The organism is Streptococcus oriscaviae, assembly GCF_018137985.1.
Classification (GTDB): Bacteria; Bacillota; Bacilli; order Lactobacillales; family Streptococcaceae; genus Streptococcus; species Streptococcus oriscaviae.
On record NZ_CP073084.1, the window covers coordinates 903,863 to 928,855 of the forward strand.

General features: G+C 45.2%; 21 protein-coding genes and 3 pseudogenes. 2 read left to right on the top strand and 22 right to left on the bottom strand.

From position 1 onward, the window contains the following. Nucleotides 1–103: 103 nt before the first annotated feature. From INT76_RS04570 to INT76_RS04670, 21 genes and pseudogenes are all read right to left on the bottom strand, one after another. Nucleotides 104–706 carry a hypothetical protein gene (locus tag INT76_RS04570; protein WP_249116185.1) on the bottom strand — a complete coding sequence of 201 codons (603 nt, stop codon included), beginning with the start codon at nt 704–706 and terminating at the stop codon, nt 104–106. Nucleotides 707–972: 266 nt separating this feature from the next. Beyond that, nucleotides 973–2,295 (bottom strand): annotated as a pseudogene (locus tag INT76_RS04575) (5-methylcytosine restriction system specificity protein McrC). Continuing rightward, nucleotides 2,279–4,216, bottom strand: a complete 1,938-nt coding sequence (locus tag INT76_RS04580; protein ID WP_249116186.1) for an AAA family ATPase — start codon at nt 4,214–4,216, stop codon at nt 2,279–2,281. Before INT76_RS04580 ends, INT76_RS04575 begins: the two are co-directional and overlap by 17 nt. 88 nt (nt 4,217–4,304) lie before the next feature. Next, nucleotides 4,305–5,285: an oxygen-dependent tRNA uridine(34) hydroxylase TrhO gene (trhO, locus tag INT76_RS04585; protein ID WP_212572652.1), complete on the bottom strand. Its 981-nt coding sequence runs from the start codon at nt 5,283–5,285 to the stop codon at nt 4,305–4,307. Between the two features lie 123 nt (nt 5,286–5,408). After that, nucleotides 5,409–5,954, bottom strand: a complete 546-nt coding sequence (locus tag INT76_RS04590) for an ECF-type riboflavin transporter substrate-binding protein (RefSeq protein ID WP_212572654.1) — start codon at nt 5,952–5,954, stop codon at nt 5,409–5,411. A gap of 18 nt (nt 5,955–5,972) precedes the next feature. Beyond that, on the bottom strand, nt 5,973–6,821 hold the full coding sequence (locus tag INT76_RS04595; RefSeq protein ID WP_212572656.1) for an SAM hydrolase/SAM-dependent halogenase family protein: 849 nt from the start codon (nt 6,819–6,821) through the stop codon (nt 5,973–5,975). 150 nt (nt 6,822–6,971) lie between these two features. Further along, nucleotides 6,972–7,730, bottom strand: coding sequence for an amino acid ABC transporter ATP-binding protein (locus tag INT76_RS04600; RefSeq protein ID WP_212572658.1), 759 nt, complete (start codon nt 7,728–7,730; stop codon nt 6,972–6,974). An 18-nt stretch (nt 7,731–7,748) separates the two neighbouring features. Then, complete coding sequence (locus tag INT76_RS04605; protein WP_212572660.1) at nt 7,749–8,435, bottom strand: amino acid ABC transporter permease; 687 nt, start codon at nt 8,433–8,435, stop codon at nt 7,749–7,751. A gap of 8 nt (nt 8,436–8,443) precedes the next feature. Further along, the gene (locus INT76_RS04610; RefSeq protein WP_212572663.1) at nt 8,444–9,133 is read right to left on the bottom strand and encodes an amino acid ABC transporter permease; all 690 of its coding nucleotides are present in this window, start codon (nt 9,131–9,133) and stop codon (nt 8,444–8,446) included. 13 nt (nt 9,134–9,146) lie between these two features. Continuing rightward, a complete protein-coding gene (locus INT76_RS04615; protein ID WP_212572665.1) occupies nt 9,147–10,016 on the bottom strand; it encodes a transporter substrate-binding domain-containing protein in 870 nt (289 codons plus the stop codon). Between the two features lie 10 nt (nt 10,017–10,026). Further along, entirely contained in the window at nt 10,027–11,028 is a 1,002-nt protein-coding gene (locus tag INT76_RS04620) for a uroporphyrinogen decarboxylase family protein (protein WP_212572667.1), read from the bottom strand. Nucleotides 11,029–11,699: 671 nt separating this feature from the next. Next, nucleotides 11,700–11,816: pseudogene (locus INT76_RS11235) on the bottom strand (IS110 family RNA-guided transposase); the annotation flags it as partial. A gap of 260 nt (nt 11,817–12,076) precedes the next feature. Next, nucleotides 12,077–13,066: a lipoate--protein ligase gene (gene lplA / locus INT76_RS04630; protein ID WP_212572669.1), complete on the bottom strand. Its 990-nt coding sequence runs from the start codon at nt 13,064–13,066 to the stop codon at nt 12,077–12,079. A 181-nt stretch (nt 13,067–13,247) separates the two neighbouring features. Next, entirely contained in the window at nt 13,248–14,153 is a 906-nt protein-coding gene (locus INT76_RS04635) for an alpha/beta hydrolase (protein ID WP_212572671.1), read from the bottom strand. Between the two features lie 103 nt (nt 14,154–14,256). After that, nucleotides 14,257–15,087 (bottom strand): endo alpha-1,4 polygalactosaminidase, encoded by an 831-nt coding sequence (locus INT76_RS04640; RefSeq protein WP_212572678.1) that lies wholly within the window; start codon nt 15,085–15,087, stop codon nt 14,257–14,259. Between the two features lie 82 nt (nt 15,088–15,169). After that, nucleotides 15,170–16,609 (bottom strand): 6-phospho-beta-glucosidase, encoded by a 1,440-nt coding sequence (locus INT76_RS04645; RefSeq protein ID WP_212572680.1) that lies wholly within the window; start codon nt 16,607–16,609, stop codon nt 15,170–15,172. Nucleotides 16,610–16,623: 14 nt separating this feature from the next. Continuing rightward, nucleotides 16,624–17,228 (bottom strand): annotated as a pseudogene (locus INT76_RS04650) (histidine phosphatase family protein). Between the two features lie 13 nt (nt 17,229–17,241). After that, nucleotides 17,242–17,841: a histidine phosphatase family protein gene (locus INT76_RS04655; protein ID WP_212572682.1), complete on the bottom strand. Its 600-nt coding sequence runs from the start codon at nt 17,839–17,841 to the stop codon at nt 17,242–17,244. Between the two features lie 8 nt (nt 17,842–17,849). Further along, nucleotides 17,850–19,328: a 6-phospho-beta-glucosidase gene (locus tag INT76_RS04660; RefSeq protein WP_212572684.1), complete on the bottom strand. Its 1,479-nt coding sequence runs from the start codon at nt 19,326–19,328 to the stop codon at nt 17,850–17,852. 128 nt (nt 19,329–19,456) lie between these two features. Next, the gene (locus INT76_RS04665) at nt 19,457–20,209 is read right to left on the bottom strand and encodes a ChbG/HpnK family deacetylase (protein WP_212572686.1); all 753 of its coding nucleotides are present in this window, start codon (nt 20,207–20,209) and stop codon (nt 19,457–19,459) included. A gap of 17 nt (nt 20,210–20,226) precedes the next feature. Next, nucleotides 20,227–21,711, bottom strand: coding sequence for a family 1 glycosylhydrolase (locus tag INT76_RS04670; protein WP_212572688.1), 1,485 nt, complete (start codon nt 21,709–21,711; stop codon nt 20,227–20,229). A gap of 263 nt (nt 21,712–21,974) precedes the next feature. On the opposite strand from INT76_RS04670, the gene INT76_RS04680 reads away from it, so the two are divergent. Both INT76_RS04680 and INT76_RS04685 read left to right on the top strand, forming a co-directional pair. Further along, nucleotides 21,975–22,916, top strand: coding sequence for an AraC family transcriptional regulator (locus INT76_RS04680; RefSeq protein WP_212572690.1), 942 nt, complete (start codon nt 21,975–21,977; stop codon nt 22,914–22,916). After that, a complete protein-coding gene (locus INT76_RS04685; protein ID WP_212572692.1) occupies nt 22,913–23,242 on the top strand; it encodes a putative quinol monooxygenase in 330 nt (109 codons plus the stop codon). The genes INT76_RS04680 and INT76_RS04685 overlap by 4 nt, the downstream gene beginning before the upstream one ends. Nucleotides 23,243–23,299: 57 nt before the next feature. Here the strand turns inward: INT76_RS04685 and INT76_RS04690 are convergent, their stop codons facing one another. Further along, nucleotides 23,300–24,982, bottom strand: a complete 1,683-nt coding sequence (locus INT76_RS04690) for a carboxylesterase family protein (protein WP_212572694.1) — start codon at nt 24,980–24,982, stop codon at nt 23,300–23,302. Nucleotides 24,983–24,993: the final 11 nt, after the last annotated feature.

Here is a 24,993-nt window from a genome sequence, read left to right on the forward strand (position 1 = left end):
CTTCCTCCTCAATACATACATCCTGTATGTGTTTTCTTTATTTTAGCATACATTCTGTATGTATGCAAATAACTTGCTAAAAAAGCTGAGAAAAATCCCAGCCCTAAGTATTCACACTCTTAAAACGCCTTCTGATTTTCTGGCTAAATTCCCTAAAGCGTCCTTTTTCCTCTGGCCAAATCTTGGTCACCCGGTCCACGGCAATGATAAAGACAATAACAGCTGTGTAATCCTTGGCACTGGCAATCAGGCCGAGATTTTCTGCGATGATGAGCAAGAGGTAAAAGGCAAATAGGATGGTTCGCTTTGGCAAGGCCATCAGGCACTCAATACCCACCTTGTAGCCTAAATAGATTTGGTGATTGAGGCCGCTTGATTTTTCCAAACGCCTGTTAAGAAAGGCCCTTATCCGACCATAAAACCAGTCAGAGGTAAAAATGAGTGATTGAACTGCAATGACAAGCCACTCCATATTGCTGGCATACTTTTCCTCAAGGCCCATCAGGCGGGCTGCCAAATAGGCCCAGGCCCCATTGTCCAAGCAAATATAGATAGACAAAAAAATAAAGGCCCCATTGTCCAAGCAAATATAGATAGACAAAAAAATAAAGGCCCCATTGTCCAAGCAAATATAGATAGACAAAAAAATAAAGGCCCCTGCAATCAGAATCAGGGGCAAGGCTTTGATGATTTTCAAGAACTGCATTTCCTGCTCCATTTCATGTTTTCACCACTATTATAAGCTCTTTGAAAAGTCAAAGCAAGATGACAGAAAGCAAACTATCTGTTTTTTTCCTATTTTCTGGAAAAATCCAAAACCATGACAAAGTCCTCCTGGTTTTCACGAAGGGTACGAAAACCAAGTTTATGGTAGAGAAAATAAGCGGGATTGGCTTTTGAGACTGATAGGGAGGCGCCTTTTACTCCTCTTCTTCTCAAGACAGCAAGGAGGGCCTCCTTTTTCTTCTTATTTCACATTTCAAGCTGGATTCTTTCAAGGAATTGGGCTTCATTTGCCTGCATTGCAAGGACAAAGGCGTCAAAACTGGTCATTTGTTGCGGAATGGTCAAACCTAGCTTTTCAACAATAATCTTGTCTTCCCGCTTTTGTTTTTTCCCTTGCAAGAGTTCAAATTGCTGGCTATGCTGTTCAGTTATTGCATTTGGGAAAAGGTAAAATCCTAGTTTGGCATCAAACCGATACATGTAGGCAACCAGCTGCAGATAGTCTGTTCCCTTGATATTTCCAAATGGTTTGTACTTGGCATCCGCTACAATGGGCATTGGTGAGAAGGAAAGAAAGTCTGGATAGATGAGCCCATTCCCCTTGTTAAAGAGCGAATAGCCACCGCTTCTGTCTTTATTGCGCGGATGGAGAAACTGACTTCCCAAGAGCGTTGCCAAATACTCCTCCCAGAGCCAGGCCACATCAAAAAGCATCCCGTGAATTTGCTCACTGCCAGATCCGAAATTCTGTTCTTGGCCCTTCAAAATCAGGAGGCAGAGCCTTTGTAAGGCAGCATACTCATGGAAATAAGCATGTCGAACAGGCGACTGGCGATTTTTAAAGATGATTTTTCTTCTATCAGACAAGTCATAGGAAGGCGTCACCTGTACGATAGAGTCAATATTTTTCCTAGTTTCCTGATTGGGGTTTAAGATTTGCTGGCTATTTTTCTGACTGACTTTTATCCATTCAATAGTGTGCCGAATCAGCTGCATAAGGTCATTTTCATAGGAAAATTCCCTAGTTGTGTAGGCGATTTTCCCGACAAAGGGCGTACTATATTTGATATGCCGAGCCACATCCAGAGTTCCCTTGACATTGGAATCGTGGTAGTGAAAACGCTGATACTCCTTGTAAAGTCCTTTTCGCAAGGCGGCCTGAAGGTATTTGGGAAAAAGATATAGCAGGAGTTGATAAAACTACTGGTCCGTCGAAAGCGAAGTATCTAAGTTGGTTAGATTGAGATGAAGAACCTTCTGCAACATATAATGCAGGAAATAATCTTCCTCATCATTCTGGGCAAAACGAGAATGAATCCGCAAGCTTTCCCCCTTGAAACCCATAAAACCAACAATATTCCGCGTTCTGACCTTATCATTCACCGTTTCAAAGATTTTTCCTGACCAATCCAAATCAGGAATATCCTTCAAATCATTTGGAAAAAGGAAGAGTTGGTGCTTCTTGGTTAGATAATCCAGACTTTTGTCCAGCAAGTGTTCCGCTAATTCTGGGTATTTAGCCTGAAAATCTGCCTTTGAAATGTCCTGCTGATTATCCCTCATCCACATGAGTTTCTTCCTCTAATCTGTCATAGGCCGCTTTTAATTCCCTCAGACGTTGTTCCTCCTCAAAAGTTCCCCGTAGGTATTCTTCCAAAAGGGGCTGTAAGTAATCTTGCCAGAGAATCTCATAATCATAGTCAAGTTCAGGCAATTTCAAAAAATAGGACGGCCCGATATGGTAGTTGCTATTTAATTCTGGGGTATTTTCAATGGCTTGATTTAAGTTTGTCAGGCGTGTCCTAGCTTCAGGAATTTGGTCATTGTCGAAGTTTTTGTCCCTTTCCCACATCACCATACTATCGGCCGCTTTTATCTCAACAAACCGAAAGCGTCTGCGCATGGCAAAATCAAAACTATCAACAGAGCGGTCAATGTCGTTCATGGTTCCGATAATATAGGCATTTTCAGGAATATAAAACTTCTCCTCCTCTTGGTGCATATTAGCGTATTGAGTAGAAACTGCCCCATCTTCCCCACGATAGCCTGGGTCAATAGAGAAAAAGAGCTCTCCAAATATTTTAGAAATCTCCCCACGATTGATTTCGTCGATGATGAAGACGAATTTTTTGTCAGAGGTGGTTTCAGTTGGTGGTATAAAGTCTTCTAGACCAAATTTTTCTTTCAAATGATTAAGAATCGCTCTTCTATAATTATCAAATCCACCTTGTGGAACACCTGGTTTTCCTTTATACAGATTGTAGCATTGAGCTTTATTATAAAAGTTACTGGATGAGTCTTTTTCTGTGACTCCTGTCATTCCTCCTCTTTCATAAGCTTGAAGGTGCATACTTTTCCCGCGTAAAGAAGAAATTACGTAGGAATCGTCTTCATCTACCTCGCTCACGGCTTCAAAGAAAGTTTTCCAAGCCGAATCAAAATTATCTCGACCACCCGTTTGAGAGGCCTGCTTAGCTTTTTCGCAAAAAGTTTTAAATATTCCAGCTTTGATTTCAAATTTAATATCACCAGAATCATCTTTTACAGGCCGCAACCCTTCCACAAAATCCGTGTAATCATAGGATGGATGAAATTGAACAAAACCGATTTGTTCTTCATTTCCATCTGTCAATTCTCTTGCAATCTGTTTAGCTAAATAGGTTTTCCCAGTCCCTGGCGCACCGCGGAGGATGATGTTGTGGGAAGAAAGTAATTTGTTGCTCAAACTTGTTTTTATCTGATGTTGTCCTTTTTCCTTGAGAAACTGCACATACTCCGAGGCAAAATTTGTGTATTTAAAGTTTGCAAAGTCTGCTCTCTTTGTATTCTGTAAATTTCTTCTAGCTACTACTTTACTGAGTTCTTCTTTATATTTCTTACACATTTCCATAATCTGTTTATGGACGACTAGAAAATCTGAATCAGGGAGGGAAAATAAATTTTCAGGAAAGCTTTGGATAAGTTCCTTTTCCTCTTCCGTTAAGGACTCAATCTCAAGCAACAAATCCTTTATCGGAGTAATCCGAAGGGTCTCGTCTTGGAAAAATTCGCCCTTTAGCCAAGAAATTTTAGAGTCAACAGCTATCCAACCTGTTTTCCCTTTCTCCTTCTTCGTTTTTTCGACCCAGCTTCTAAACTCTAGCTCATTAAGCTCTGCTAGGGTTATGCCCCCTCTTCTAACCCCTTCATAGGACTTCCCTATCATGGATAAGGCAACTGGGAGTTTTTCTTCAGTTTCTATGATGTAGTCGGCATCTATTGGCCAGCCATTCGTTTTGGGGGCGATTTTAAAATATTGCTTGTCTTCCTCCGATAAGAACCTAGATAGAACCGATATAGTTATACCGCCTCGACTCTTCTGTACCTGAACAAAGTTTTGGTCTACCCCTTTCATATTTCTAACACGGAAAGCGGTATAGCCTTTCGTTTCATGCTGCTTGGCTTCTGGAAATACTTCTTTTATCTTACTCAGCACAACTTCTTTGTTCATTCATTTCTTCCTTTCATCTGTTTTTGCTACTAAAAAAGTTCCTACTATGTCATTATATCATAGTAGGAACGTGATAATCTATTCTATTTTATACCAAAACCGGCAAGGTTTCCCCAATTGCTTCTAGGCGCTCTGTCCATTCTTGACGGGTCAAACCGTTTTCAGTGATGTAACGGTTGCGTTCGTGGGCACGGCATTCTGTTGAACAGCCGCGGACATATTTGGCTTCATTTTCTTCTGAGGTCAGGATGCGGCGGTTACAGAAGGGGTTGCCACAGTTGACATAGCGCTCACAAGGCGTCCCGTCAAACCAGTCTTTCCCTACGACAACAGGGTCAACATGGTTGACATCAACTGCGATTCGCTCGTCAAAGACATACATCTTACCATCCCAGAGTTCGCCACGGACCTCTGGGTCTTTTCCATAAGTCGCGATACCGCCATGAAGCTGGCCGACATCCTTGTAGCCTTCACGCACCATCCAGCCTGAGAATTTCTCACAGCGGACACCACCGGTACAGTAGACCACCACGCGCTTGTCCATGAACTTTTCCTTGTTGTCACGGACCCACTGCGGCAGCTCACGGAAGTTGCGGATGTCTGGGCGGATAGCCCCGCGGAAGTGACCCAGATCATACTCGTAGTCGTTGCGGGTGTCAAGAACCACTGTGTCTTCATCCAAAAGGGCTTCTTTGAACTCTTTTGGTGACAGGTAGGTACCTGTTGTCACTAGCGGGTCGATGTCGCTGTCAAAGTCGTTGTCTTCAAGACCTAGGTGAACAATTTCTTTCTTGTAGCGGACAAACATCTTCTTAAAGGCGTTTTGATTCTCTTCATCTATCTTGAACCAGAGGTCACTGAAGAGCGGATTGGCATGAACGTAGTCCATGTATTTTTGCGTGGTTTCGTAGTCACCGGAAACGGTACCGTTGATGCCTTCATCAGCAATCAGGATGCGGCCCTTGAGTCCGATGGATTTACAGAAGGCCAGGTGCTCAGCAGCATATTCCTTGGCGTTTTCGATGGGAACATATTTATAGTAAAGCAAGACGCGAATATCGTTTGACATGATTTCTCTCATTCTATAAAAATTTTTAGATAATTTTAATATCATCTTATTCTATCTTTTTAGAAAAGTTTTGGGAAATGATTTGACTGAAAATAAAACCCGAGCCGAGGCCCGAGTTTCTTTTTAATCTTTCGACAAGCTGTTGCTTTGTGTTTGATTTTTCGCGTAGACAGCCAAGAGGATGGTTCCTGCAATCGCAACCGTTACTGCGTTGGCAATTCCTGCAACCAAGCCTTGTGTAAAGACCTTGTTAGCAGGCTCGCTGTAAATAAAAATATCTAGGACTGGCGCAATAACACCCCAAGCTAACACGTTGGCCGCAATCTGCACGCCGTTGAAGAGAATCATATCCTTTTTGGTAAATACTCCTTCCTGAACGTGTAGTCGGTTCTTGACAAAACCAACAATCAGACCAAAAATACCTGAGGCCAAAATCCATGACCACCATGGGCCATACTGCACTGAGTCCTTGAGGAAATGCCCGATAAAACCAATCAGGAAGCCAACAATTGGACCAAAAATAACAGACAACAGTGCTTGAACACCGTACTGCAATTGGATAGAAGTATTGGCTACAAATGTAGGAATATTGATCATGTAGCCGATGACGAAGAAAAGGGCTGCACCGATACCGGTTGCGACAACAGTTTTGATAGAATTATTTTTCATTTGAATCTCCTTAGCTGCCTAGTTGGCAATTTTTTTGATTTCGATGTGCCAGTTTTGTCCGACACCGACATTGTAGGCCTTGGCAAACGAGCCTTGGTTGATGGCAACTCCTACACGATAGAGGGAGTTGATATAGATTAGGGGCTGACCGATGCGGACATCCGCAAAGGACTTGCCGTAAGTAACTTGGTTTTGGTAAACCAGCATATCGTTGTTGTAGATGGTCACCTCGAAGCGCTCTTCAAAATGAGGATCGAGGCTATAAAATTCCTCGCGCGTAATCGAGGTCCAGAGCGAGCCGAAACGCACATCCAGAATATCAATAGCTCCTTTGACAAAATCAGAACCAACTTCGGTTGGAACGGTTGGAATTTCAACAATCTTCTCCACGCTAAGCTCTGGTCCAACTTCTTCAAAACTGATATGTCCAGAAGCTAGTTTGGCACCTGTGTAGGCATATACATCTCGACCGTGGAAGGTATAGGAATGCTCGGTATTGGCTCTGCGGTTGGCGACTTCTGAAATTTCACGCACCGCCTTGATACCGACATACTGCTTGATAAAGGACAAGGTCCCGTTGTCTGGTGTTACAATATACTGATTTTTTTCTGTCAACGCTACAACACTCTTGCGCTTAGAACCAACTCCTGGATCAACGACAGATACAAATGTAGTACCTTCCGGCCAGTACTCAACGGTTTGAAACAGACGATAAGAGCCTTCAAAGATGTTATAAGGGGTGATGTCATGCGTGAGATTGTGAACCACCAACTCCCTAGACTCTTGCAAGGCCACGCCAATCATGGCAGAAACCGCCCCGTCAACCAGCCCGAAGTCTGACTGTAAAACAAGTAAGTTATTGGACATAGCTACTCCTTCAAAGATAATACCAATCCATCATATCAGAAAACCGGTCGGCTTTCAAATAGGTTTTCTTGGGGCTTTGTTATAGTTTACAACTATAAGACTTCAAAACAGTCTAAAAGACAGCAAACGGTCAACGTCCACTGCCTTTACCTACAAAACATATTCCAAGCTGAGTTCAGGTAGAATCCTTGCTAGAAATTGTCTGGTGCGTTCTTCCTTTGGCTGAGTGAAAAAGTCCTTAGGATGACCTTCTTCAACAATCTTTCCTCCATCCATGAAAATGACATGGTTGGCGACATCGCGGGCAAAGCCCATTTCATGAGTGACGACAATCATTGTAATCCCTTCCTGAGCCAAAGACTTCATCAAGCTCAACACTTCTCCAATCAGCTCCGGATCCAAGGCTGATGTCGGCTCATCAAACAGGATAACTTCTGGCTTAACGGCAATCGCACGGGCGATACCAACCCGTTGCTGTTGACCGCCCGATAGTTGGTGAGGGTACTTGGCAGCATGTTCTGCCAACCCCACTCGTTCTAAGGCAGCTTCGGCTATCGGAATGGCTTTGGCCTTTGGAATTTTACGGGCAACAACGAGACCTTCTAGGATATTTTCAAGGGCTGTCTTGTTGGCAAAAAGACTGTAATTTTGAAATACAAAGGCTGTTTTTTGACGAATAGTCAGGCGATCCTTGGCAGAAAGATTAGCAAGATCGTAGTGAACCTCATCTAAGGTTAGCCTGCCTTGATCTGGTTTTTCCAGTTGATTGATGCAGCGTAAAAAGGTCGTTTTCCCTGACCCCGATGGGCCTAAAATCACCACAACATCTCCCTTCTCTACACGGAGGGATACACCGTCTAGCACCTGTTTTTCACTAAATTTTTTCTCAATACCATCTAAGGCTATCATCTCTTCTCCTCTCTCATATCAAACTGGACTCATGCGTTTTTCCAATCGGTTAAAACCCCATTGAATAAAACCGCATAAGAGTAAGTAGACCACAAAAATGACTGCGTACGATTCAAAGTATTGATAACCGTATGCTGCCTGAATGCGGGCAATGGCCGTGATGTCTTTGATTGTCATGACAAAAACCAAGGATGTCCCCTTCACCAAGTTAATGACGAGGTTACAGAGATTGGGAAGGGCAGACCTCAAGGCTTGGGGAAAGATAATCCGCACATATGCCTTTCTTCTCGTCAAGCCGATACTCAGTGCCGCCTCCAACTGCCCCTTGTCGACCGTTAAAAGGGCAGAGCGGATAATTTCAGAAAGGGTTCCTGTTGTCATCAGGCTAAAGATGGCAAAAGCATACCAGATGGGATGGATTGCAAAGACATCCACTGTCCATCCTAAGCCCTGAAAGGCAAGGTTGAGCAGGCTGGGCAGTAGGCTATAAAAGAACAAAATCAAAACAATAGGAGGGGTAGCCCGAATAAAGGCAAGGTAAATTGTGGAAAACAACTGAACTCCTTTAACCTGATGAATTTGCCCCAGAGCCAGTAAAAGAGCCGGAACAAAGCTTAAAAGGAGGGCGGCAAGCATGATAAGCAGAGTCACTGGCACTCCGCCCAGGGTCAATAAGAATGTTTCCCAGATATAGTTTAAGTCCATACTACCTCCTAGCTTCCTTTTGATAACATGCTTTCCAGCCTCTGTGAACCAAATGAAATCACAAGCGCAATTCCCCAATAAATCAAGGCGACCGCAGTGTAGGTTTCTAGGGAATAATTCCCTGTATTGCGACCGATGATTAAGTTGGCCGCTCCCATCACATCCACTAGACCGATGGTGTAGGCCAACGCTGCGTCCTTCATGACATTCAGCAGGGCCGTCGTCATATTTGGTAAGGCAATCCGAAAGGCTTGCGGCAGCAAAATACGCCAAACTGTCTGAACCGGGGTCAGTCCGATGCTTAAGCCTGCCTCCAATTGACCGATAGGCAGCGCTAGAAAGGCGGATTTAAATACTTCTGCCAGCATGGCGCCAAATAAAAGAATCAGACTGATAAGAACGAAAATTGCCCGCGACCAGGCATTGATGTCCAAACCGAGCCACCATTCTAAAAATACTGGTAAACCATAGAAAACCATAAACAGTAAGACTATAGGAGGCGTACATCTCAATACAAAGATATAGAACTTGGCCACGTTTCGAGCCGTCTGTCCCCCTGCCAATTGCGCCCACGTCAGCAAGCCGCCCAGAAGGGAACCAAACACACTTGTCATCAGCATGATAAACAAGGTGGTTGGTAGGGCAGACAGTAGCTCCGGCAGAAAGAGCAACACTTTTTCAACGTTAAAACTGACCATCAGGCCCTCCTTGCTAATCTGTTACATAGTCAAAAACATTCTCTCCGAAATAGGTTTCTGATAGTTTGGCTAGAACCCCTTCCTCTTCCAGTTCTTTGATGGCTGTTTCGTAGGCTGCGACCAGCTCTTCATTTTGCTGGTTGCGGTGAATGAGCGGGTAGGTTTCAATCCCACGATAAGGGAACCAGCTCAATTCTTCGGCATATTGATGGTAGGCTCCATCCTCGGCAAGTACAGCTTTTTCAAAAGATAATTTAATATCAAAATACCCATCGTAGCGGCCTTCCAGCACCCAAGCGTAAGCATCTGCTACCGTGAAGGTTTCCGCCGCGGTCAATGCAATCGGACTGTCTGGATGTTCTTCATTGTAGGCTTGGATGACATTGTACTGGGCATTTTGCGGAGAAATCGGCACCAGTTTTGCACCCGCTGTTGCAAAATCATCAATCGTTTTGTAGGTTGCAGCATCGGCTGTGCGGACGGTAAAACCGATTATGCTAGCGCCAATTGCTGTTTCTGGTATCAGGAATTTTTCAGCCCGCTCCGCAGTGTACCAAGCTCCCTTGACCCCGATGTCGTATTTGCCAGATTCCAAACCGACCAATAAGTCTTCGTCGCTAGTTCCGATAAATTCAAACTGGTACTGCTCCAACTTCTCGTCAATGGCTTTTAAAACCTGAACCTCATAGCCATCTGACTCTCCCTGCTCATTGATAAAATCATATGGTGCATAGGATTGTGTATGGGCAACCCGCAAGGTAGTGACTTCCTCCTTCTGACTGGCTGTACTTGTTGAATTGTTCCCAGAAAAATAGCGAACTAGAACGGTCACAAGAACCAAGACGAGGACAAGACCACCGATCCAAATAACTTTCTTTTTCATTTTCATCTCCTTATTTACTTGCTGCTTGGCGAACCCAGTGAATACGTTGTGGCGAAATATCACTAGGAAGGGTACAGTCAGCTCCTAAAATGAGCCCCTGTCTGCCTGCTTGTTCAATCAAACGTTTGGTTTCAGTTTCAATATCTGCTTGACTTCCCTTATAGAGCAGACCATTCTTGGTATTGTCAAAACCACCTAGAACTGTTTTTCCGCCGAACAACTGTCGCCCTTCTGCCAGACCGACTCCTTCTGCTCCAACTGCCCAGTTAATCACTTGTGCCGGATAATCTGTAAAGAGGAACAAGTTATTTTTCGCTCCTTCATAGCCACAGATATGGAGGATGCTTTGTTTGTGAAGGTGGTTGACTGTCTCCAGCAAGCTGACCTCAGACGGAGCAAGATAGGTGTGGTAGGTTTCGGGGCTAACACTTGTATCTTGCAGGCTTTGGACACTGAGATAGATACCATCAATTCCTGCCTCTTCCACCAGTTTTGTGACGAGCTTAGCTAAGTCGCTAGCAATCACGTTTAAGGCATGGCTGACTGCCTGAGGCGCTTCCTCCAACAGCTGAGCTAGCAAGTGATCACCTGAAGAAACTTCATTTGCCAACTGCCATTTCAGATGGGTAGCCGGGGCAAAAATATTGTAAAAAGCAGGAATGTCCTCTTCAAAGCTAGCCTTGATGTCCTTAACCAACTGGACTTGTTGTTGAAACCATGGATGGTCTGCTGCAATCGATTCTAGCCGGGCCAAGTCCTGAGCACTGGCTCCTGAAGTGATCAGAGGATTGGGATAGCGGAAAAAGCCGTCGCTCATCAACTTAATCAAATCCGGCTGAACCTCTTTCAGGAACTGCCGATGCCCCTCTAGGTTTTTCCGATAGATTTCAGGTGAATCCAGCCCCTCCATCCATTCTTCTGGTTGGGTAAAATGGTACCAGAAGCCAACTGGAACACGGTCAACTTCTTGACCTCGAAACGCTCTCTCCACCAAGTCTCGTTTTGCTGTCATGCGATTCTCCTTTCTCATCTTAGAACCTAAAATAGATGGTTCTAATCTTACCACCCTGACTACTCGTTGACAAATATATATTTCCTATCACGGAATTTGGAATAAACTATCAAGAAAGCATCGGGGAAAGAAAAAATGCCCATCACAAAGCACTTTTTTTCTATATTTATAGATATCTCAACAAGCATAGCTCACTGATTATACAAAGTCTCCTCCATCGTGTCCAAAAAACTATTGATTTCTTTTTGGACAATACTCAAAAGACGCTTTTCTTCTGATTCTTGAAGTGTTAAGTTTTTCCTCTCATTTTGTTCCATTATCTGATAATAGCTACGGAGCAAATTCAGTTGCCTATCTATGACAAAAAACGCTTCAATAATAGCATCGTTCTTTTCCACTGAAAATGAAATACTAAGTTCCTCATCGGCTTCATCTGGTGGATGAATTTTTAAATGCAACTCTCCTTCGATTTCCAAGGGATCAATAGCTCCATCAAATCGAATAGCGCTATCCGGTGGAATCGTAAAACCAGCTTGGCGGATAACTTTCGCATATCTCTCCGAAACCATTAGGTGATAGAGAATTTGAATCTTATCGTCATTTTTAAATGCTGCTTCAAGTTGAACAGAGCTTTGATGATTAGAATAGGAGAAAAAACCAAATATCAATAAAAACACTATCATTACCCAATTTGGACGAGTTGAGGTGAGTGGAGCGTGTAGGATACAGACAACAATATTGGCTTGATGGACATCAATACCTGCACAAGATTGATAGAGAACATCCATGACAATTCCCTCCTTCTTAAAATTAGAGAGCTTATCTACCGAATTGTAGTCGTGTTTTTATACTCATGCCTGCCGCATATTTTGGGGTGCTCGTCAGTAGAGTGGATCAGTTTTGCCCTCGATGAATAACATCATTAACTCGTCAACCACAAAGCCCTCACTAAGATTATACACCTAGTGAGGGCTTTATGTTCGTTTTCATTATTCTGTGGGTGAGGGCGGAGCCATCATGGATGTCTTGCCCAGACTCATGATTTCATCTAGGCCACAATGGCCTTGGCCACTTCTTCTGTGGTCATGCGGGAGAAATAGTGTGTGGTGTCGATGGTTTTGAGTTTTTCGAGGACATCCACATACTCGTAGCGGGTGCCGACGAGAAGCTCCTCAATGTCTGAAACATCACCGATTCCGAAGAAGTCTCCGTAAATCTTGATGGACTCGATGACGGATTTTTCTGTTTTGATGTAGGAGGTAATCTTACCAGCTGGGTAGCGGACACTGCGCTCTACTGTGTATTCTGGGGTGGCACCGAAGGTCCAGTCCCAGGTCGCAAACTGGCTATCACGGATTTCTTGGATGCGGGCCAAGTCGCTTTCTGACAGGACATATTCGTCCATGTCTGGATATTCTTGCTTCATCTGGTTGAGGATGGCTTCCTTGAACTCAAGGACGGTCATCTTCTCAGGCAGTTCATTGTTGATGTTGGTCACGCGGGCACGGACGGACTTGACACCCTTGGACTCAATCTTGTCCTTGCTGACCTTGAGGGCGTTGGCCAAGACAGACATGTCCACATCAAAGAGCAGGCAGCCGTGGTGCATCATGCGGCCCTTAGCATACGCTTGGGCATTGCCACAGATTTTCTTGCCGTCAATTTCCAGATCGTTGCGGCCAGTAAAGTTGGCCTCCACACCCAGGGTTGCCAAGGTGTCAATCACAGGCTTAGAGAAGGTCTTGAAATCAAAGGCCCCTTCTTCTGACTTGTTGGAAATGATGGTATAGTTGAGGTTGTTGAGGTCGTGATAGACAGCGCCACCGCCTGACAGACGACGAACCACATGGATGCCGTTGGCATCTGTGTATTCCTTGTTAATTTCCTGGATGGCATTTTGGTGCTTACCGATGATGATGGCTGGCTCATTGATCCAGAGGATAAAAATCTCATCAAGGTCGGTCAATTCCTTGAAGGCATAGGCTTCGAGGGCAATATTATAGGCTGGGTCGTTGCTGTTGTTGACAATGTATTTCATCTTGTACTACTTTTTGCGTACCAAAAATGGACTGGCACATGCTTCCTTTCTTATTTGTCAGATACTCCTATTATAAAGAAAAGGAGGACAATTGACAATGGAATTGTTTAGAATGAGCCGACTTTAGAGAGTAAGAGCCAACACCATTCCTGACTGCAGAAAATGGTGTTGGCTTTTATCTTTACCCTTTTTGGGGTTTATGGAAGCTGAAACGATTTGTCTTTATTGGGGCCAGCCACTCTAAAAACAAATCAACCCACTTATATACTTGAGCGTTTTGATTACTTTCGTTGATACCTGTTCTCAAATCTCCTAATACAAGACCGTGTTTCCCCTTGTTAAAAATATGAAGTTCGTAAGATACATTGACTTCGTCTAGTGCCTGACAGTATTTTAAGGCATTGCTTGCTGGTACCAAACTATCCTCCATCGTATGCCATACGAAACTCGGAGGTGTATGTGGACTGACATTTGCTATCGTATTGAGTTTTTCAATGAGTTCTTGACTAGGATGAGTGCAACCTGTTGCTGCAAATGTTACCTTATCGAAGCTTCCAGAATCAGTATCGGCATCAAGAGCATAGGCTGCGTACGCCAATAGGAGATGGGTCGGCCTATATAGTTCCATATCTTTTCCTAATAGTTCTTGAAACCAGGGCTTGTGCCAATGTGTCCCTAGCTGACTTGCTACATGGCCACCAGCCGAAAAGCCTCCGACAACGACATAATTTAAATCAACATGAAAGGAAACAGCATTCTCTTTAAGATAAGCCACCGCCTTAGCTAATGCAACAAGAGGCTGAGGAAAGGCTGAAACTGGATTCGCTGGAAGTTGTTCGACATCATCTGAAGCCATTCTTTCTAATCCCTCTGTTGCATAGTGAACCACTATCACATGAAAGCCCTCAGCTAGAAAACGAAGTGCAACCGACTCATCTTCACGAAATGAGGTCCAAAAATAGGCTCCTCCTGGGCAAATCACTAAACTTGGATAAAGTCGGTCCGAGTCAATCTCTTGATTGGGCTCCTGAAGATAAAATTTAGCATAGGAGCCATTGTTATCTAATTGCTTTTCAAAATACTTCATACCTTGCATTTCCTTCCTCAATTTTTAATCTATTATAAAGTTTCTCAGTTATTTTGTAAATCGCAGTTTCTTGCAGGGGAAATATCATTTCTTTGGAAGGTAATCACTCCCTATCCAGCAAGATGCTCGGGGCCAGATACAGTGTGTAGTTCAGGTCTTGACACTGTTTTGAAATCTGATGTGCCTGATGTGAATCAGCTCCGTATTCGATGAGAAAGACTTGGAGGCCGGTCTGGGAGAGATTGTTCAAATAGTCCAGATAAAAATCTTCTGCTTCTGCAGTCTGTTGAACAGGTTTGCCCGCATCAAAATCGTAAGCTAAAAAGACACTTTCTTGATTGACTGCGTAGATGAGCTGTCTTGCGAGCTGAGGATCTTCAGCAAGAAATTGTGAAACAAAGGTCGAACCACCGTTGATGATGACGGGTAGGTTCATCGTCTGAAATTCCTTCAATAATTGGACCAAACTAGCATACACCTCTGGCCGCTGGTCATGATCATAGACATCAAAGTTATCCAAAAAGAGGCCATCTACCCCCTTGTCCTTCAAACTTTGGGCCAGCTGGTGAACCAGAAAATCCTGCCAGGCTGAATCCGTCACATGAATCCAGGATTCATCTGGCCAGTTGTCATAGGGTTTGAAAGTCAAATCCTTGAAATCCTGATAGAAGGAATTGGATGTTTCCAGGGCCCCAATATTGAGGTAGGCAAAAATCTGCCGAGAGCGAAAATGAAGTTGTTTGATATCGGTTTTGTCTAGATAGGTCACATCCAAAACCAAGGTCTGATAGGATTTGGAAAGTTGAAGCAAATCTTTCTTTTCCATCCCGATGAAGACTCCATAATCTGACGGTTTCTTGCCTGATACTTGAAAGCAGAAAAATAGAGCGACTCCCAATAAGATAATACCAAACAAACCTAGCCATTTCTTCACTGCTCATTTCCTCCCTTCTTCCAGACTATCAAAGAGTTAGTAAAAAGTCAAAACAGGCCCGACGTAGGCCTGTCTTTCTCGCTTATTCAATATCGCTTCCGTTTGAGGCGATGACCTTCTTGTACCAGTCAAAGGATTTCTTCTTGGAGCGTTTGAGGGTGCCATTGCCCTCATTGTCACGGTCTACGTAGATAAAGCCGTAGCGTTTCTTCATTTCGCCCGTGCCGGCTGATACGAGGTCGATACAGCCCCAAGTGGTGTAGCCCCAGAGAACCACTCCGTCCTCATGAATGGCTTGGTTCATGGTCTCGATGTGGGCCCGGAGGTAGTCGATGCGGTAATCATCCGCTACATAGCCATTTTCATCTGGTGTATCGATGGCACCCAGTCCATTTTCAACGATGAACATTGGTTTTTGGTAGCGATCCCAGATGGCGTTGAGGGTGATACGGAGGCCCAACGGGTCAATCTGCCAGCCCCACTCGGATGCGTCCAGGTAAGGGTTTTTAATGGAGGCAAAGATATTGCCCTGGGTTTGTTCTTTGACAGCTGGATCGCCAGTAGCGACGCGGCTTGAATAGTAGGAGAAGGAAATGAAGTCGACAGTGTGCTCCTTGAGCAGGGCCAGGTCTTCCTCGGTCATTTCCAGCTCAAGGCCCAGTTTTTCCCATTTCTTCTTGGCGTAGTTTGGATATTCACCACGGGATTGCACATCGATAAAGAAATAGTTTTCCCGGTCTTCCTGCATGGCTTCCCAGTAGTCGCGCGGATGGCAGGTATGGGGATAGTATTGGCCTGCCGCCAGCATACAGCCGACCTTGTTTTCTGGGTCTACTTCATGGGCGATTTTGGTCGCAATGGCGGAAGCCACCAGCTCATGGTGGGCCGCCTGGTATTTGACCAAATCTTCGTTTTCCCCTTCTTCAAAGCAGAGCCCTGCCCCCATAAATGGCGCGTGGAGAATCATATTGATTTCATTGAAGGTTAGCCAGTATTTGACCAGGCCCTTGTAACGGGTAAAGAGGGCACGGCAGAGATTTTCATAGAAGCCCAGCATCTTGCGGCTACGCCAGCCACCATAGGTTTCAATCAGGTGCATGGGGCAGTCAAAGTGGGTGATAGTGACCAAAGGCTCGATGCCATACTTGTGGCATTCTTTGAAGAGATCTTCGTAGAATTTCAGGCCTGCTTCATTTGGCTCAGCCTCATCCCCCTTAGGGAAAATACGGGTCCAGGCGATGGAGAGGCGGTAGGTTTTAAAGCCCATTTCGCCAAAGAGGGCGATGTCTTCCTTGAATCGATGGTACATATCGATGGATTCCTTGGCTGGATAGAAATAGCCATCCTCAAAATCAAACATCTTCTTGCGGCCGGTAATGATGGCTCCGCGGTCTTCCCCAATAGGCACGACATCCACATTGGCCAGGCCGCGGCCGTCTACATTGTAGGCACCTTCACACTGGTTGGCAGCTGTTGCGCCACCCCATAAAAATCCGTCTGGAAATGGTTTTAATGGTGTCATTTCTTTCTCCTTTATTAGTTGGTTTCTTTTTGACAGAGGACTTCCCTATTCACTGGGTCTACAATGGATAAAAGGTCATAACGACCATCTTGGTAATTAAACTCCATGATGGCACAATTTCGCATCGGAACCCTTGGGAAATCTGTCAGGACATGTCTTAAAAATTGGGCAATGGTAGCCCCGTGACCGACAACGAGTACCGTCTGATTGTCAGGATTGTTCAAAATATCCCGCATGGTTGCTTCCATCCGCAAACGAACCGTCATATAATCTTCGCCCCCGTAGGTCACGAAATAATCTCCGTAACCAATATCACCCTGCAAGGGCGGATTGAGGTACTCCTGCTGACCCTCAAAGGCACCGAAATCCTGTTCTTTCAAGCCTTTCAAAAGCGAATATAATCTGTTCGGCCGCTGACAAGCTCTGCTGTATCACAGGCTCTTTCCTGAGTTGAAGAGTAAACGCGGTCAAATTGGATGCCCTGTTCCGTGAAATAATCATGGGCTGCCCGAGCCTGAGCAATCCCTTCTTCTGTCAAGGGAGAATCACAGGCTCCTTGGATGCGTTTTTGCAGATTAAAGCGAGTCTGTCCATGGCGCATGAGATAGACTTTTTTCATAACGTTTACCTCGTTACAAATCATAAACCTTGAAATCATTCTGAGGGTCAATCAAGTGTTCAAACTGGATTTGCCCATCTTCATAATTTAGTTGGCAAATGGCGCAGTTAGGTAAAAAAACTCCTGGGGGAAATTGAACATCTAAGACCTGTACCAAGCCCCAAATAGCTGCTCCATGGCTGACCATGAGAATGGACTGGGCTGGGTCTGTTTCTGCCACAGAAAGAATAGCCTCTTCTACCCGCCTGCCCACTTCATGAATGTCTTCTCCGCCAAACGGTACCAGCAAATCTTCAAAAGAGCGTGAACCCGGCCGGTGCTTGGGCAGTAATTCCTCTTCTCTTGCTTCAAAGATACCGAAGTTCATCTCTTTCAGCCCTTTGAGCTGCTGGTAAGGAGTATCCGTTACCAACTTCAAGGTATCGGTTGCCCGCTCTTGTGTTGACGAATAGGCGGCATCAAATGCAATACCTTGTCGTTTGAAGTAGGCGCCGACCGCCTGAGCCTGCTCAATCCCCTTTTGCGTCAAGGGAGAGTCGCACCAGCCCTGAACCCGTTTTTGTGTGTTGAACAGGGTTTCGCCATGTCGCATTAAGTAAATGGTTTTTGACATATAACCTCCTAGTCATTCAAGGCCGTAGCGCCGTTGCTTGCAATCAAATCTCTGTAATAGAAGAAGGAATCCTTGCGAGACCGGTCAAAGCTTCCTTGACCCTGATCATCCGCATCGACATAGACAAAGCCGTAGCGTTTGGACATTTCAGAAGTCGAAGCTGAAACTAGGTCTGTACAACCCCACCAGGTGTAGCCCATGAGCTCCACTCCGTCCTCAATGGCTTCGTACATCTGCTGGACATGTTTTTCCAAATAGTCAATCCGGTAGCTGTCATGGATAGCACCATCTTCTTCGACCACGTCCAGGGCACCCAGGCCATTTTCCACGATGAAAAGGGGCACCTGATAGCGGTCATAGAGTTTGTTGAGGGTGGTACGAAGTCCGACAGGGTCAATTTGCCAGCCCCAGTCCGAAGCCTCCAGGTATGGATTGGCTTCGCCCAGCAGGAGATTACCTGCGGTGGCTTGTTGCTCAGGACTTTGGTTGTTGGGGTGACGGGTCACAGAGGTCATGTAGTAGGAGAAACTCATAAAGTCCACTGGGTACTGCTTGAGAATGGCTTCATCTCCTGGCTCAAACTGAATCTGGATATTATTTTCCTTGAAGAAACGATTCATGTAGCGCGGATAGGCTCCCCGAATTTGGACGTCAGAATAGAAGAGATTAGCCTGCTCCCTCTGCACCGCGTGGAGGATATCATCTGGATGGCAGGTTGCTGGATAGGCCTCCATCCGAGCCAACATACAGCCCACCTTGTTTTCTGGGTCAATCTCATGGGCAGCCTTGGTTGCCAAGCTTGAAGCGATAAATTGATGGTGGACAGCCTGGTACATCTCATCCAAATGGAGTTTGCCATCTTCAAAGAGGAGGCCGCCTGACAAGTAGCCTGTCAGACCGAGAATATTGATTTCATTGAAGGTCAGCCAGTACTTAACCTTGCCCTTGTAACGCTTGAAGACCGTTTCCGCATAACGAACAAAGAAGTCAATCACCTTGCGGTTCTTCCAGCCACCGTACTCGGTCACCAGATGAATGGGAAATTCGTAGTGGGACAGGGTCACCAAGGGCTCGATACCGTACTTGTTGAGCTCATCAAAGACCTTGTCATAGAAGGCCAGTCCTTCTTCATTGGGCTCCAACTCATCTCCCTTTGGAAAAATCCGTGGCCAGGCGATGGAGAGACGGAAAGTCTTAAAACCCATTTCCGCGTAGAGGGCGATGTCCTCCTTGTAGCGGTGGTAAAAATCAGAACCCCAGCGCTTTGGATAAAGTCCTTCTGTATCCTGAAGGGCAAAATCCAGTCTTTCACGGTTCATGGGTGTTGTAAATTCTCCGGTCATGGACTTGCGCTCTTCTGGATTGACTGCCCTGGCTGTATCAGAGGTCGCAAAGCCGCGGCCTCCCTCACCAAATCCTCCCTCAAACTGGTTGGCGGCTGTTGCCCCACCCCAGAGGAAACCGTCTGGAAATCGTTTATCTGTCATTGCTCGTCTCCTTTATTGATTCATTTTTATAGCTGTAAGAAAAACGGTAAACTACCGTTTTTCCACTAAGCTGTCCTACTCCGACTAATGGGATATGTTAACAAATATTGTAGAGGCGCGCTATTTTATTATAACGTTCGGTAGTCAAGCAACTCTACCGCTTGATGGGCAAGCCACTGAACAGATTGAGGACTTGTTAAAAATGTCACCTCTTTAATACGAGGAATCGTCAAACTAGAGTTGGTCATAAGGTAGTCATCTATATACCCTGGATGGAAAACAATCAATTGAACGCAATCCTCTTGAGAACTGTTTACTATTCTTTTCACCATATCAAACGGATCATAATGAGGTAACATGGCTTCCAAGTTGATCTTCACGAGAGTATTTCCTATCCTTATTGGCCTACCGTCCATAGAAAACCCCGAATACTTCAGATTATATTTTTCTGCAACGTATTCTAATCCCCTGAAAAAATTTGCTGACATCACTGCGTGTCCTTCGAAGTAATCGGGTTGACGCCCCAACAATTCGACAAACTTATGATACTGAGCCTCAATTTCTAGCACAACTTCCTCAAATACGACAAAGTCTTCTTTGGACTCCCGAAATTCTTGGGAAGTCTTAAAATGACCTTTTTCATCTACAAGACTCGGAATCAGACTTGGATCGGTTAAGGGAGTTTCTACACAAATATTTGTATGAAGGCCGACTGCAATATCATAGCCTTTTATCAATTGAACTCCATGATCTGTAGCCGGCATATTTACCATGACACCAACACTCTTTATCAAGCCATCCTTTATGGTTTTTTCAATTCCGTAATTTACCGCTTCAGAATAACCTAAATCATCGGCCCTAAAAAGCAATCTTTTTGTCATACAGAAGTAAGTCTTCCTTATTCTACATCCTCACCATTGCTGGCAATGACTTTCTTGTACCAGTAGAATGAATCTTTTGGTGTTCTAGCAAGTGTCCCATTTCCAGCATCATCCATATCTACATAGATGAAGCCATAGCGCTTGCGCATTTCACCTGTTCCTGCTGATACTAGGTCAATACAGCCCCAAGTGGTATAACCAATCAAATCGACACCATTAGCAATGGCATCTGCCATAGCATTGACATGGGCACGGTGGTAGTCGATGCGGTAATCATCATGAATCGATCCATCTTCTTCAACTGTATCAAAGGCTCCCAAACCATTTTCAACAACCATGAGTGGAATTTCATAGCGGTCATACATTTTTTCAAGGTAGTATTGGAGGCCTGACGGGTCATGTGCCCAACCCCAGTCTGAGTAAGTCAAGTAAGGGTTTTTCGCACCTGCTGAGAAGTTTCCTGAAACGGTATCATCTGACTGATGAGTCGTTACGACCGTTGACATATAGTAGGAGAAGGTGTACATATCAACTTTCCCTTTGGCCAGAACTTCCAAGTCATCCTCAGCCATCTCAACCACCACATTATGCTCTGCCCAGAGGCGTTTAGCGTAGGTACCATATTTTCCTTTTGCCTGTACATCACCACAATAGTGGATGTTTTGCTCCCAAGCGTGTTGGTTGGCAAGGATATCTGCTGGGTCACAGGTGCCAGGGTAGAAGGCAATACCACAAATCATGTTCCCAATCTTGTATTCTGGGTCAATCTCATGCCCGATTTGAACAGCCTTGGCTGAGGCAACAAATTGATGGTGAAGGCTTTGGTAGGCATCTTGATAATCCTGGTCAGTCATCTCATCACCAAAGAGATCCAAGAACATGATACCGCCGTTGATTTCATTGAAGGTCAACCAGTATTTGACAAGACCCTTGTATTCCTTGAAAATGGTTTCTGCATACTTGACATAAAAATCAACGAGCTTACGATTGGTCCAACCACCATAGCGTTGCTCCAAGCTCAAAGGTGTATCGAAGTGCCAAATGGAAACCAATGGCTCAATACCATACTTGCGGCATTCTTCAAAAACAGAACGATAGAAATCAAGACCTGCTTGGTTTGGCTCTGCATCATCACCATTTGGGAAAATCCGTGCCCAGGAAATCGACAAGCGGAAAACAGAGTAACCCATTTCTGCGAAGAGCTTGATGTCTTCTTTGTAGCGGTGATAGAAATCCACAGCTTTGTGGTTTGGATAATAGTGGTCTTCTAGGACGGCATAGGTCGCTCCTTCTGGCAGATGACCTCCTGCATGCCCCATGGAAGCATACTTACCTGGCTTGCCGTCCTTATCAATGTAGGTTGTATAGCGAGGGCTGTTGACAGAGCCTCCGGTGGTCACATCGGTTTGAACCAAACCGCGTCCGTCTACATTGTAAGCACCTTCTGCTTGGTTGGCTGCAATAGCTCCTCCCCAGAGGAAATTTTTTGGAAATCTAGGCATAACTGCCCTCCTTTTTTAATATTTTTTACAAATTGAGAAGAAAAGACCTAAACTGTCAATTCAATGGTATTGCCCTCAAAATAGGTTTCAAAGAAGGTCCTTGCCCCTTCTAAATCCCTGACATAAAGGGCAACATATTCAATCTTCATGTTCTTACTTCCTCAACTTATTTTTTCTTATAAATATAGTATAAATGGATTGAAAACCCTTTTCTTGCCCAATAATATGGTATAATGATACTATCATCTGATTCGGAGGTTTTTATGAAGAAACATCTCACCGATCAATTTTTCCAGCACCAGATTGACTATGATAATCAGCTGCTGCCTTTTAAGTACTACTACACCCATGTCAAGCAGGGGATTCCCGATGTCCTCTTTCATTGGCACAACGAAATTGAAATCAACTACGTCTATGAAGGAACTGCTCGTTATCATATCGACTATGACTACTTTGACAGTCAAGCCGGCGACATCATCCTCATGCGGCCCAATGCTATGCACTCTATTCACCCGATTGAAAACGAGGAACATGTGACCGACACCTTTGTCTGGCATCTGGATTTGCTGGGGGCATCTATCTTGGATCAGACCTCCATGCTCTACCTCCAGCCCCTGCAAAACGATGGTTTTAAGTTTGTTCCACGCATCCAGCCTCATCAGGAGGGCTATGCCCCTGTCAAGGAATGTCTTTTCCGGATTTTTTCGCTAGTTCAAGCTCCCGAGCCCTATTATGAACTGTCGCTCAAAAGCCAGCTGTTTGAGTTGCTCCATCTACTTTACCGCTATGGCTATATTCTCAGGAAAAATACCGATGACCTTTATCGGAAAAATGAAAAGCTGCGCGGGCTGATTGACCACATTCACCACCATTATCAGGACAATCTGACGATTGAGGCGATGGCTGATTATATGGGATATAGCAAGACCCACTTTATGTCTGTTTTCAAACAGCACACGGGTACTTCCTGCATGGAATTTGTCATCCAAGTCCGACTGCGCGAGGCCTGTACGCTTCTGACAACCAGCATGAAGCCCATTCTTGACATCTCCAATCAGGTTGGGTTTAACAACTTATCCAACTTTAACCGCCAGTTCAAACGCTACTACAAAGTCACCCCCAGCCGCTACCGCAAACAATTTCGCAAGGAGAGAAATTATGTCGCTGCGCGGCCTCACAAACTAGAAAGGAAGACCAACTCATGATTACTATGCAACTGTACTACACTGGAACCAATGGTTCCGCTCTGCTTTTTGTCAAGGAAATGGAAGAAACAGGCATCGCAGAAAAGATTCGTCAAGAGCCGGGCAATCTGGTCTACCACTACTACCACTCCCTGTCGGACCCTGAGACTGTCCTCCTAGTGGATGCTTGGGCAGACCAAGAGGCCCTCGACTTCCACCATGCTTCGCCTATGATGCAGGACATTCTGAACCTGCGAGAAAAGTATGGCCTTGTGGTGCGTGCGGAGCGTTACCGCTCTGACCAAGAAAACATCCCTGAGCGGGATCAACAATATCATAGCCACTAAAGTAGGACTGGACGTACCTCGTCCAGCCTTTTTCTTGCCTCAGAATCTTTTGAAGCTCTATTCCCCATACTTGGCATCAATGACCGAACTAAACCAGCGTCCATTGAGGACGGTTTTGTTGAGCTCATCCTTGATGGCGGTTGACAGAGTCGCATCCGCTTCCATCTTGGCTAGGATGTCTTCTGCCCTTTCCTTGTCGCTGGACATTTCAATCTTGACCTTCTCCAAGTCCGCATCCATGCTCAGCACCTCTTGGTTGGAGGCCGTCCAGGCTTCCCATTTGGGCAGGTCAGCCCCATTTGGATCACCCGTGGTCACAAACTGTTTGAGATAGGCCTTGAAATCCTTGCTCAATTCCTTGGCCCCTGCGGATTCAAAATCATCTCCGATGAAGGTTGCATAGTTGGATGGAGTTTGTAAAAGCGGCTCAAATACACCGTGGAAAGCTCCCAGTAGACCGGCAACCGTTGGAGCAGAAGCCCCATCATCCCCAAAGGAAATCTGGCTGATGTAGATAGGCGAGTTATAATTTCCAGTCATGATTCGAGCACTTTCAACCGTATTGGACAGGCGATAGAGCTGGCTGCCATAGGTTTCTGCATAGGTAAACTCCTTGAGCAAGTTTTCATCCTTGAAGAGACTGCCATCGCCGACAGAAGCCGCAAAGCGTTTGTCAAAGGCTGTAAAGAGGGAAAACTCGCTGGTTCCTGTCACCAAGAGCAGGGGAACATCATTGTAGTTCTTGGTGTCAAAACCTTCTTCAGGAATAACTGTGCCATCCTTGTAGAGATGAGGGAAGACTGACATCCGGATGCCGGCATTGCCCATGAGTGGTGCCAGACGGTCAGCGGATAGACCATACAGATAGTCTTGAACATCCTTGCCACTGGTCCGCAACCACTCCTTGGCCGCAGTCTGGTCTGCCTTGACGCCATCTTCCACAACCAGCGGGGCTAGGGCAGTCGCAAAAATATCCTGACTCTCCGCCTCATCCGCCAAGGTCATGCCCCCGCTGAAAGAAATAGCCTTGTGGTACTTGCCTTCAAAGAGGGGAGAAATAAGGGTAGCCATGACATCACGCCCTCCAGCTGAAAAACCAGCCAGGGTCACATTGTTCTTGTCTCCGCCAAAGACTTCAATATTTTCCTGTACCCAATCTAGGGCGGTGGCAATATCCAAGAGGGTAAAGTTGCCCGATTGTTCTAAATCAGTCCCTGTCTTTAGGGCTTCCAAGGGGTTGAAGCCTAGGACTCCCAAGCGATAATTGACCGACACATAGACCGCATTGACATCCTTGACAAAGGTATTACCCTTGATTTCCTGGGCATGACCCGTCTGGTTGTTACCCCCATGCAAAAAGACAATGACAGGCAGACCAGCCTCGGTCGTATCCGGCCGAACAACATCCAGATTGAGGGCTCCTTCGGAACCCACGACCTCACCATTTGTGAATTGGACAAACTTTTCACCAACTTTGGTGGCATCAAAGGTATCTGTCCAAGCTTCAACTGGCTGAGGCTCCTTCCATCTCAAATCCCCAACAGGAGCCGCTGCATAAGGGATGCCCAACCATTCCAAGACTCCGTTTCCCTGGTCTTGCTTGCCCTTAACCTGGCCACTGGCGATGGTTTGCGTAACGTCATTCTTAAAAGTGACAGGTTCTTCTTTCTTAGTCTGGCCACAGGCTGCTAAAAAGAAAAGCAGCACCAAACTCAGCCATTTAAACAATTTCTTTTTCATATTTTACCTCT

What these genes read in the sequence shown, in the direction of transcription:
- INT76_RS04690 (WP_212572694.1), bottom strand. Translation starts at nt 24,982, where the DNA reads ATGAAAAAGAAATTGTTTAAATGGCTGAGTTTGGTGCTGCTTTTCTTT.
- INT76_RS04605 (WP_212572660.1), bottom strand. Translation starts at nt 8,435, where the DNA reads ATGGACTTAAACTATATCTGGGAAACATTCTTATTGACCCTGGGCGGA.
- INT76_RS04570 (WP_249116185.1), bottom strand. Translation starts at nt 706, where the DNA reads ATGCAGTTCTTGAAAATCATCAAAGCCTTGCCCCTGATTCTGATTGCA.
- INT76_RS04655 (WP_212572682.1), bottom strand. Translation starts at nt 17,841, where the DNA reads ATGTCAAAAACCATTTACTTAATGCGACATGGCGAAACCCTGTTCAAC.
- INT76_RS04610 (WP_212572663.1), bottom strand. Translation starts at nt 9,133, where the DNA reads ATGGTCAGTTTTAACGTTGAAAAAGTGTTGCTCTTTCTGCCGGAGCTA.
- INT76_RS04590 (WP_212572654.1), bottom strand. Translation starts at nt 5,954, where the DNA reads ATGAAAAATAATTCTATCAAAACTGTTGTCGCAACCGGTATCGGTGCA.
- INT76_RS04600 (WP_212572658.1), bottom strand. Translation starts at nt 7,730, where the DNA reads ATGATAGCCTTAGATGGTATTGAGAAAAAATTTAGTGAAAAACAGGTG.
- INT76_RS04595 (WP_212572656.1), bottom strand. Translation starts at nt 6,821, where the DNA reads ATGTCCAATAACTTACTTGTTTTACAGTCAGACTTCGGGCTGGTTGAC.
- INT76_RS04670 (WP_212572688.1), bottom strand. Translation starts at nt 21,711, where the DNA reads ATGCCTAGATTTCCAAAAAATTTCCTCTGGGGAGGAGCTATTGCAGCC.
- INT76_RS04615 (WP_212572665.1), bottom strand. Translation starts at nt 10,016, where the DNA reads ATGAAAAAGAAAGTTATTTGGATCGGTGGTCTTGTCCTCGTCTTGGTT.
- INT76_RS04680 (WP_212572690.1), top strand. Translation starts at nt 21,975, where the DNA reads ATGAAGAAACATCTCACCGATCAATTTTTCCAGCACCAGATTGACTAT.
- INT76_RS04635 (WP_212572671.1), bottom strand. Translation starts at nt 14,153, where the DNA reads ATGAAGTATTTTGAAAAGCAATTAGATAACAATGGCTCCTATGCTAAA.
- lplA (WP_212572669.1), bottom strand. Translation starts at nt 13,066, where the DNA reads ATGAAATACATTGTCAACAACAGCAACGACCCAGCCTATAATATTGCC.
- trhO (WP_212572652.1), bottom strand. Translation starts at nt 5,285, where the DNA reads ATGTCAAACGATATTCGCGTCTTGCTTTACTATAAATATGTTCCCATC.
- INT76_RS04620 (WP_212572667.1), bottom strand. Translation starts at nt 11,028, where the DNA reads ATGACAGCAAAACGAGACTTGGTGGAGAGAGCGTTTCGAGGTCAAGAA.
- INT76_RS04685 (WP_212572692.1), top strand. Translation starts at nt 22,913, where the DNA reads ATGATTACTATGCAACTGTACTACACTGGAACCAATGGTTCCGCTCTG.
- INT76_RS04645 (WP_212572680.1), bottom strand. Translation starts at nt 16,609, where the DNA reads ATGACACCATTAAAACCATTTCCAGACGGATTTTTATGGGGTGGCGCA.
- INT76_RS04665 (WP_212572686.1), bottom strand. Translation starts at nt 20,209, where the DNA reads ATGACAAAAAGATTGCTTTTTAGGGCCGATGATTTAGGTTATTCTGAA.
- INT76_RS04660 (WP_212572684.1), bottom strand. Translation starts at nt 19,328, where the DNA reads ATGACAGATAAACGATTTCCAGACGGTTTCCTCTGGGGTGGGGCAACA.
- INT76_RS04580 (WP_249116186.1), bottom strand. Translation starts at nt 4,216, where the DNA reads ATGAACAAAGAAGTTGTGCTGAGTAAGATAAAAGAAGTATTTCCAGAA.